Raw genomic sequence first — 10,384 nt, forward strand, 5'->3', positions numbered from 1 at the left:
TACCACATGCGGTTACGATTTCTTGTACTGACGTTGCATTTACACCCTTAGTTGCAAATAACCTCATAGCCATCTCTATAATTAAGCGCTCTTTTTCTTTCATATTCTCTCTCCTAAATTTAATCTCGCATCTTATGTAAATTCAAACTTGATTTTATTCCACATTAACTGAAAATAAAACTCCCCATCTAAAATTTAATGGAGTAAATGGTTTATATAGAAGCCTTTCCATCTATAAAATCCGGTTAGTAAAAGCCAATGATCAGAAAAAGAATAGGAAACCGACTACTTGCAGTTTGATTTTATTATACCATCTCTTTTCATTGACGACTGACCAATCGGTCAGTTATATTATGTATTAGACTGACCGATTGGTCAATATAATAAAAAGGGAGCGCAAACATGAACAAAATCATCAATTTCACGTTAAAAAATAAGTTCGCAGTTTGGCTACTAACCATTATTGTTACTATTGCGGGTATTTATTCTGGACTCAATATGAAGCTGGAGACAATTCCTGATATTACAACACCGATTGTAACAGTAACCACGGTTTATCCTGGTGCTACACCAGAAGAAGTAGCTGATAAAATTTCAAAACCAATGGAAGAGCAACTCCAAAATTTAAGCGGTGTAAACGTTGTTAGTTCATCATCTTATCAAAACGCATCTTCTATTCAGGTAGAATATGATTTTGATAAAAATATGGAAAAAGCCGAAACGGAAATTAAAGAATCGCTCGCAAACGTGAAACTGCCAGAAGGTGTGAAAGACCCGAAAGTCTCACGAGTAAACTTTAATGCCTTTCCTGTTATTTCATTAAGCGTAGCGAGTAAAAATGAATCTTTAGCTGCCTTAACAGAAAATGTAGAAAAAAATGTTGTTCCTGGATTAAAAGGACTTGATGGTGTCGCATCTGTTCAAATCGCAGGTCAACAAGTAGACGAAGTACAGCTTGTCTTCAAAAAAGATAAGATGAAAGAATTAGGTTTAAGTGAAGATACTGTAAAAAATATGGTTAAAGGTTCGGACGTATCGTTACCACTTGGCTTATATACATTTAAAGATACGGAAAAATCAGTTGTTGTCGATGGTAACATTACAACAATTAAAGCATTAAAAGAATTAAAAATTCCAGCTATCCCTTCATCACCGAATGGTCAAGGTAGCCAAAACGCTGGTGCTGGAACACAAGCACCACAGATGAATCCGGCCGCTATGAACGGCATGCCAACGGTTACATTAGAGGAGATTGCTGATATTAAAGAAGTTGGAAAAGCAGAATCCATTTCTCGAACGAATGGAAAAGAAGCAATCGGTATTCAAATTGTGAAGGCTGCTGATGCGAATACAGTTGATGTTGTAAATGCAGTTAAAGATAAAGTGAAGGACTTTGAGAAAAAATATAAAGACTTAGAGATTATTTCAACATTCGATCAAGGTGCGCCTATTGAAAAATCAGTCGAAACAATGCTTAGCAAAGCTATTTTCGGTGCTATCTTTGCAATTGTTATTATTATGTTGTTCCTGCGAAACATTCGAACAACACTAATCTCTGTCGTTTCTATACCACTTTCTTTATTAATTGCAGTTTTAGTAATAAAACAAATGGATATTACCCTTAACATTATGACACTTGGAGCAATGACAGTTGCTATTGGACGCGTTGTTGATGACTCAATTGTTGTTATTGAAAATATTTACCGACGTATGTCTTTATCAGAAGAGAAATTACGTGGGAAAGATTTAATTCGTGAAGCTACGAAAGAAATGTTTATCCCGATTATGTCTTCTACAATTGTAACAATCGCTGTATTCTTACCTCTTGGRCTTGTAAARGGTATGATTGGTGAAATGTTCTTACCGTTTGCTTTAACAATTGTTTTTGCCCTACTTGCTTCCTTACTTGTGGCAGTTACAATTGTACCGATGCTAGCACATTCCTTATTTAAGAAGGAAAGCATGAGAGAAAAAGAAGTACATCATGAGGAAAAACCAAGCAAATTAGCAAACGGCTATAAACGTATACTTGAATGGGCGTTAAACCATAAAATTATTACATCAAGTATCACAGTCCTCCTATTAGTAGGCAGCCTTGCACTTGTACCAATCATCGGTGTCAGCTTCTTACCATCTGAAGAAGAAAAAATGATTATCGCAACGTACAAACCTGAGCCAGGTCAAACGTTAGACGACGTTGAAAAAATTGCAACGAAAGCTGAAAAGCATTTCCAAGATAAAAAAGACGTCAAAACGATTCAATTCTCATTAGGCGGCGAAAACCCAATGAGCCCTGGTCAAACAAATCAAGCGATGTTCTTCGTTCAATATGATAACGATACGAAAAACTTTGAAAAAGARAAAGAACAAGTCGTTAAAGATTTACAAAAGATGTCTGGAAAAGGTGAATGGAAAAACCAAGATTTCGGAGCAGGTGGCGGTAGTAACGAAATTAAGCTATACGTTTATGGAGATAGCTCTGAAGAAATTAAGCCTATCGTGAAAGACATTCAAAATATCATGAAGAAAAATAAAGATTTAAAAGACATAGACTCTAGTGTTGCAAAAACATATGCAGAATATACTTTAGTCGCTGATCAAGAAAAGTTAAGTAAAATGGGGCTAACTGCTGCTCAAATTGGAATGGGACTTTCTAATCAACATGATCGCCCTGTTCTTACAACAATTAAAAAAGATRATAAAGATATAAATGTATATGTAGAAACTGAAAAACAAAACTATGAAACGATCGATGACTTAACAAATCGTAAAATTACAACACCACTTGGTAATGAAGTTGCTGTTAAAGATGTTATGACTGTAAAAGAAGGTGAAACTTCTAACACAGTAACACATCGTGATGGCCGTGTTTATGCGGAAGTTAGTGCAAAACTAACATCTGATGACGTTTCAAAAGCATCTGCCGCTGTTCAAAAAGAAGTAGATAAAATGGATCTTCCTTCTGGTATAGATGTTTCTATGGGTGGTGTTACACAAGATATTCAAGAATCATTCAAACAACTTGGCTTAGCGATGTTAGCTGCGATTGCCATTGTATACTTCGTTCTTGTTGTTACATTTGGCGGTGCCCTTGCACCATTCGCAATTTTATTCTCGCTACCATTCACAATCATTGGTGCACTCGTTGCCTTATTAATYTCTGGCGAAACGTTAAGCGTATCTGCGATGATTGGGGCTCTTATGCTAATTGGTATCGTTGTAACGAACGCAATCGTGCTCATTGACCGTGTTATTCATAAAGAAAACGACGGCCTATCAACACGTGAAGCATTATTAGAAGCTGGTACAACACGCCTGCGTCCTATCTTAATGACTGCAATTGCAACAATCGGGGCTCTTATCCCGCTTGCATTAGGATTTGAAGGTAGCGGCTTAATTTCTAAAGGACTTGGCGTAACAGTAATTGGTGGATTAACAAGTTCAACGTTATTAACACTTCTTATTGTTCCAATCGTTTATGAAGCATTAAGCAAATTTAAAAAGAAAAAAGTAAAATAAAAAAATAACCTCGCTGACTGCGAGGTTATTTTTTATTCCCAAACAAGATTAGGAAATCACCATATCCTTCYTTTTCTAAATCTTCTTTTTGAATAAAGCGTAGCGCTGCCGAATTAATACAATAACGAAGGCCGTTTTGTCCTGGGCCGTCTGGAAATACATGCCCAAGATGTGAATCTCCTTCTTTACTTCTCACTTCCGTACGCGTCATATTATGGCTAACATCCATTTTTTCTTTCACACTAGCTGACATAACTGGTTTCGTAAAACTCGGCCATCCACAGCCGCTATCGAACTTATCGAAAGAAGTAAATAATGGTTCCCCCGAAACAATATCTACATAAAGCCCTTCTTCTTTATGATTCCAATACTCATTTTGAAAAGGCGGTTCTGTCCCATTTTCCTGTGTTACATAAAACTGCATCTCGTTTAATCTTTCTTTTAAATGAGCATTATTCTTTGGCCAATGTTGTTTAATAAAAGCATCTCGACCTGAGCCTTTACGATATAACTCATAGCGAAATGTATTCTTCTTATAATATCCTTGGTGATATTCTTCAGCTGGATAAAACGTAGCAGCTGGCAATATTTTTGTCGCAATCGGCTTCGAAAAATGCCCACTTTTCTCAAGCTCTTCTTTTGAAGCCTCTGCCTTTTTATGTTGTTCTTCATTATGATAAAAAATCACCGTTTCATAAGACTGCCCGCGGTCGTGGAATTGTCCCCCTATATCAGTCGGGTCAATTTGTCTCCAATATATATTTAACAACTCTTCATACGGCATTTTATTTGCATCAAATGTAATTTGTACTGCTTCATAATGCCCAGTTGTTTCCGAGCACACTTCTTTATACGTTGGATCCTCTTTATGGCCACCTGTATAGCCTGAAACAACCTGTATAATCCCTTCCATCTCTTCAAATGGCGAAACCATACACCAGAAACACCCTCCGGCAAACGTAGCTAACTCTATCTTTTCATTTACAGCCATTATTTCACCCCTATTCTATCTTCTCCTTACAGTATGGCATAAGGAACGTCATGTTATAAAAGAAAAAGCATCGAACATCGATGCTTTTTCTTTACTTCACTTTATTTTTTTCAACGTCCTTCTCCATTTCATCACTTGTCACATCTAAGACATCTAATAAGAAAATGAAGATTGGAATACCGATAATAAGTCCCCACACACCTAAGAAATGCTCAGAGAAAATTAATACCATAAATGTGTAGAAGATTGGTAAGTTTGTTTTTTGAGACATAAACTTCGGATTTAATACATAGCTCTCAAGTGCATGAATTACTGYTACGATAACTACAATATAAACGACATACATAATACCGCCAATATTGTAAGCAATCATACAGAGTGGGAATAACGAGATAATAACACCCGCCACTGGAATTAAGCCAAGCAAGAAAATCATTAACGCTAAACCTAGTAATTGCGGGAATCCTAATATCCATAATGCAATAACAGATAAAACACAGTTAACAATTGCAATTAAAAATTGTGCTTCGATTACTTTTCCGAATKAACGTGCAAATTTCTTTCCGAAATACTCTATTTCGTTATAGAAAATTGCAAGTCGGCTTTCTTTAAATTTCGAAGTAAAAGCAACGATACGTGCTTTTTCAAGTAAGAAAAATAAGCTTAAAATTACAGAAAGTAAAACTTGAAGGCCAAATTTCCCAACATTCGTAATAGATTTATACAAAATGTCTACGCCTTGCCCCACATATTTAGAAAGCTCCATATGATTAACAGCATTAACTGCATACTTAATTAATTCACTATCAGGTGGATTTCTTAAAAATACATTAAATTGATAAATCAATTGTGAAATTTGTATTGTTAATACCGGTAAATATTTAAATAGCGTAATGGCAATTCCTGCCACCAACATTACATATAAAAGCGCTATAATAATTTTTCGATTAATTGGCATGAAATGATCTAATTTACGAGAAATAAACTTTTGGAATCGATCCATTAAATACGTCAACATAAACGTAATTAAAATTAAATTTAACATACTTTGCATCCCATACAATATGAGAGCAAGTAATACTAATACGATTAACCTCTGAAATCCTTTGCTTTGAAACAGGTTTTTTATTTGCATAATCGACGAGTACTCTCTCCTGTCCTATAAAGTAAAACGTTAACAAGTAGATCTCTCTCTATCCTCTACTTATAATTATCCTTTAATATTAAAGCCATTGCGAGCAATTTATATTCAACCCTAACCACCCGTTAATTGTGCTATATATTATGTTACTTCTTATTTTACAATACAATGACCTATTTCAGAACGCATTATACGTAGTATTAATGAAGATTTAAGGAAACTTTTATCCTTCAATAGGTCTTACCACTACTGTAACATAAAAAGCAAGCTATCAGTAGAAATCCGTCCTACAAATAACTTGCTTTTATATTTTTTTAGTAAGTTTTATCATCCAATAAACGGCATGAACATTGGAATAACCACCACTGTTACGACACCAACCACTGTCACAGCGATACTGGCCATAGCTGCTTCTACTTCACCCATTTCGATACCTACTGCAACCCCTAACGCATGTCCTGCTGTTCCAAGCGCTAAACCTTTAGCAATCGGATGTTTAACTCTAAATGTTTTTAAGAATAAAGCTCCTAATGCGTATACGATAACAGCATTAAAGATAACTGCAAATGATGTTATTGCTGGAATACCACCGATACTTTCAGAGATTGGTAATGCAATTGCTGTTGTTGCTGCCTGCGGTAACATTGAGTTCATTACAGCTGTATCTAGACCAATTGCTTTTGCGACAATGAACACAACAACCACTGAACAAATAGATCCAACCACAATAGCCGATAAAATTTGCCACCAATATTTTTTTAACTTATCAACTTGTTTATATAATGGAATTGCAAAKGCGATTGTTGCTGGYTCTAAGAAGAAGCTAATCATTTTTCCGCCAGTATTATATTCTTCAAAAGTAAAGTTACCTACTTTTAGAAAGACAATCCCTAATACCATCGCTACGAATAATGGTGTGAATAAGAAGAATCCTTTTGAATGCTTAAATAATAATGTTCCGATTCCGTATGCGATTAATGAAACGACGATTCCGAAATATGGAGTCATTGTGCTTGCCATGTTCATTCCCTCCTAACAATATATACTAAATTGGTTACGCAACTTTTCCGTGCTTGCGTCCTTTATTTACTACTTTCAATTCTTTCGTATCTTCTATTTCTTTATCGTCTTTTCCTAAAATAAATTGTGCAAATAATCCTGTTACAGCGAGTAAAATAATTGTTGCGACAACAATTACAGTTAAAATTTGTACAAAATATTGTCCCATTACACCGAGAGAATTAATAACCGAAATACCTGATGGAACGAAAAGGAATCCGATAATACCTGTTAAAGCTGTTCCGAGTGATTCAACTTGTTCCAATTTAATAACTTTTAAACATAATAGGCTAAATAAAATAACTAATCCGATCACCGATGAAGGCATCGGAATTGGTAAATGCGTTGCAATAATATTAGAAACTAACATAATAGCTGAAAATATGAATGCTTGTGATAAGAAACTATATACTTTTTTCGTACTCATTTTGGCCACCTCTTTCGATTTGGTACCTTTATTGTATAAGATAAAAATAGAACTGTAAGCGTTTACATAACAGAACGTCAAATATACAAAATTAGTTACAAAAATAGGCAGACGAAATACAAAAACTGCTTCTTAAATACGAAGCAGCTTTTTAAGTTCTTTGGCATATGTACGGCTAACCGGGACTTTGGATCCCTCTTTCATAATTAAGTTATAAGTCGAATTAAACCACGGCTGTATCTCAGAAATATGATTAATATTAGCAACAAAACTACGATGAACACGCATAAAAATTGTTTGTGGTAATTTCTTTTCCAAAATGACAAGCGTATCATGTGTTACATATGTTTCTTTCATTGTTTTTACAGTTACTTTCCCATCTACAAGCCCTACATAAATAATATCTTCAATGTTAACAAGTACAATTGATTCCTCAATTGGTAATGCTAATTTATGYATCTCGGCCGTTACATCTACACTCTTTACATCTTGCTTTGTTTCTAACTTTATTTGCTTTTGTTTTTTATATTTCTTTAATGTCTGTACGATACGTTCTTCATCAAATGGCTTTAAAATGTAATCTAACGCATCTACTTCAAATGCTTGCAACGCATATTGATCATATGCAGTAGCAAACACAATTGAAGGTGGGTTTTTCATTTTCTTTAATATATTTGCGATTTCAAATCCATTATCATCAGATAATTGAATATCTAGAAAAACAATATCTGGTTTGTTTTTCATTAATTCTTCTAATGCATCCTCTACACAATCCGCCTCACCAATTATCTCTACTTCTTTTGTTTTCTCTAATAAATATTTCAATTCATCCCGTGCTAACATTTCATCATCAACTACTAATACTTTTAACACTCCGTTTTTCCTCCTCTACTTTTTTCGGAATCACAAAGAGGATCTTTGTCCCTTGCTCTAATTCACTTTCAATTTGAAGCATTGTCTCTTTCCCAAATAACCCGATAAGTCGTTCATTAATATTATATAAGGCTGTTCCCGTCCCTTTCTTTGATGGAACTACCATTTTTCCTAATTGCTCTAGACGTTCACTCTCAATCCCTTGTCCATTATCCTTTACTTYAAAGTGAACCATCCCTTCTTTTTCAAACACATGTACCTCGACTTGGCACACTGGCTGCTTTTTCGGAAAAGCATGGCGCAATGCATTTTCAACTAATAGCTGAAGCACAAATGGTGGAACTAAAGTCACCTTTAGTGCCTCTTCAATGTACATCTTCACTTCATACTTATTCGGAAACCTCGCTTGCTCTAACGATAAATATGCATGTACATGATTCAACTCTTGTTCTAATGGAATAAGTAATTGTCGTGCCCCTTGCAAATTACAACGAAAATAAACGCTAAGCTGCAATAATAATTTYCTCGCTTTYTCTACATCTGTTCGGCATAAAGCYGATACKGTATTAATTGCATTAAATAAAAAATGCGGATTGATTTGTGCTTGCAACGCTTTTATTTCGGCATCTTGCAATAACTTACTTTGTAACTCAGCTTCACCTAACTCAAGCTGTGTGGAGAATATTTTCGCTAGCCCTTCCGCTAACTCTTCTTCAACACGACTTAATTGATTAGGGTTTTTAAAATAAAGTTTTAATGTTCCTATCGTATTTCCATGTGAAGTTAATGGAATAACAACTGCCGCTTGTAATGGACACCCTTCATGTTGACAATTAATAATCTCACGTGATTTTGCCTTCATTATTTTCCCTGTTTTTAATACTTCTTTTGATAAACCTGTTATTAAACTGTGTGAAGGAATATGATGATCTGATGCTAATCCAACGTGAGCTAAGATTTCCTCTGTATCTGTTAAGGATACCGCATCTGTTCCCGTAAAGCGGTGAATAATTTGTGCCACATGTTTACAAGACTCTTCTGTTAACCCTTGGCGGAAATATGGTAACGTCTTATCAGCAATTCGTAATACTTTATGCGTTTGCAAAGCTTTTGCGTTTTCTTCTTGTCGTAAAATAGCTAGTATCATCGAAAGTAAAATGAAACTGCCAAAACTATTTACAAGAATCATCGGTAGCGCAATTGTTTTTACAACACTAAGTCCATCTTCTATAATTAATAGAATCATAAGCATTTCTAAAGTAACGATAAAAACACTTAAAATCGCAGAAAATTTAGGCGTAATTACACGATTATATTTTTTGAAAATGTATCCAATATACCCCGTTATAACACCTGCTAAAATTGATGAGATGGCACAACTGAGCGCTGTCGTCCCGCCAAGCATATAACGGTGAATACCCGCAATCGATCCCACTCCAATACCGACGATAGGACCRCCAAGCAATCCACTAATTCCAACACCCATRATWCGTGTATTCGCAATTGTACTAGATGACGAAACACCTTGTAGCCAATTTTCTTTCATAATTGTATTCCCGGCAATTTCAATTCCTGTGTAATTGCTGACAATTGTAAACACTGAAAAAATACAAATAAGCTTAAGCTTATCTACATACCCATCTTGTCTATGAAGAAGGCGCCTGAACGTTTTAATATGGGAAAGTAAAAATCCTAAAATAACAATAAGTCCGACACGTTCAATCATCATAAGTACTAAATTTAGCATCTGTGATTCATTCCTTTTTATATGAGTTAGTTTTATTATGGGAAAATAATGAAGTGGGCGTCAAGAAGAATGCAATATCTTTTGAAATATTTTACACATAACTATCCCCTCTTTATTTGACAATCTAACAGAAGAGTGCTAAAAATAAAGTAATATAATACAGTCCTTTAACCCAACCCCGTGAGGTTGAGAAGGAAGTCGGAATATACTATACGTATGGTCTTTTTTAGAGATACGTATGCTTTTTTGGCCTTCTCATCATATCAGGTGAGAAGGCCTTTTGTTATTCTTCCATAGCGACTGTAGAAGAAAATAAGGAGGAGTAATGATGAACGTCACTACTGATGTACAATCAACAACAGAGGAAACGAAGGAGAAAAGATATAAAACATTGTTTGGTTCTGCGCTAGGATATGCAGCAGAAGGTTTAGATATGTTGCTCTTATCTTTCGTACTCGTCTACATTTTAAAAGAATTTCATTTAAGCCCTGTTGAAGGTGGAAACTTAACATTAGCTACCACAATAGGAATGCTAACCGGGTCTTATTTATTTGGATTTATTGCTGATTTATTTGGGCGTATCCGTACGATGGCCTTCACAATCTTACTATTCTCACTAGCAACAGC

The 10,384-nt window shown here is 35.1% G+C and carries 9 protein-coding genes and 1 pseudogene; 2 read left to right on the forward strand and 8 right to left on the reverse strand.

Annotated features, from left to right (window positions below; genetic code table 11):
• The coding region (locus AC1DJR_RS08580; RefSeq protein ID WP_477002398.1) for a TetR family transcriptional regulator at positions 1-103 on the reverse strand (103 nt) is incomplete at its 3' end.
• Between the two features lie 299 nt (positions 104-402).
• Here AC1DJR_RS08580 and AC1DJR_RS08585 point away from each other — a divergent pair.
• The gene (locus tag AC1DJR_RS08585) at positions 403-3,519 is read left to right on the forward strand and encodes an efflux RND transporter permease subunit (RefSeq protein ID WP_477002393.1); all 3,117 of its coding nucleotides are present in this window, start codon (positions 403-405) and stop codon (positions 3,517-3,519) included.
• Positions 3,520-3,544: 25 nt separating this feature from the next.
• Here the strand turns inward: AC1DJR_RS08585 and msrB are convergent, their stop codons facing one another.
• From msrB to lytS, 7 genes and pseudogenes are all read right to left on the reverse strand, one after another.
• Positions 3,545-3,997: a peptide-methionine (R)-S-oxide reductase MsrB gene (msrB, locus tag AC1DJR_RS08590; RefSeq protein ID WP_370458379.1), complete on the reverse strand. Its 453-nt coding sequence runs from the start codon at positions 3,995-3,997 to the stop codon at positions 3,545-3,547.
• A 45-nt stretch (positions 3,998-4,042) separates the two neighbouring features.
• Positions 4,043-4,510 (reverse strand): annotated as a pseudogene (msrA, locus tag AC1DJR_RS08595) (peptide-methionine (S)-S-oxide reductase MsrA); the annotation flags it as partial.
• A gap of 91 nt (positions 4,511-4,601) precedes the next feature.
• A complete protein-coding gene (locus AC1DJR_RS08600) occupies positions 4,602-5,645 on the reverse strand; it encodes an AI-2E family transporter (RefSeq protein WP_477002394.1) in 1,044 nt (347 codons plus the stop codon).
• A 333-nt stretch (positions 5,646-5,978) separates the two neighbouring features.
• Positions 5,979-6,671, reverse strand: coding sequence for an antiholin-like protein LrgB (gene lrgB, locus AC1DJR_RS08605; protein WP_000168872.1), 693 nt, complete (start codon positions 6,669-6,671; stop codon positions 5,979-5,981).
• Between the two features lie 34 nt (positions 6,672-6,705).
• Positions 6,706-7,137 carry an antiholin-like murein hydrolase modulator LrgA gene (gene lrgA, locus AC1DJR_RS08610; protein WP_000104908.1) on the reverse strand — a complete coding sequence of 144 codons (432 nt, stop codon included), beginning with the start codon at positions 7,135-7,137 and terminating at the stop codon, positions 6,706-6,708.
• Between the two features lie 132 nt (positions 7,138-7,269).
• On the reverse strand, positions 7,270-8,010 hold the full coding sequence (locus tag AC1DJR_RS08615; RefSeq protein WP_477002395.1) for a LytR/AlgR family response regulator transcription factor: 741 nt from the start codon (positions 8,008-8,010) through the stop codon (positions 7,270-7,272).
• Positions 7,988-9,757 carry a two-component system sensor histidine kinase LytS gene (gene lytS, locus AC1DJR_RS08620; protein WP_477002396.1) on the reverse strand — a complete coding sequence of 590 codons (1,770 nt, stop codon included), beginning with the start codon at positions 9,755-9,757 and terminating at the stop codon, positions 7,988-7,990. Before lytS ends, AC1DJR_RS08615 begins: the two co-directional genes overlap by 23 nt.
• Before the next feature lie 328 nt (positions 9,758-10,085).
• Between lytS and AC1DJR_RS08625 the strand changes: the two genes are divergently transcribed.
• On the forward strand, positions 10,086-10,384 hold a 299-nt coding region (locus tag AC1DJR_RS08625; RefSeq protein WP_477002397.1), incomplete at its 3' end, for an MFS transporter.

The organism is Bacillus sp. 05T31 (assembly GCF_056396725.1).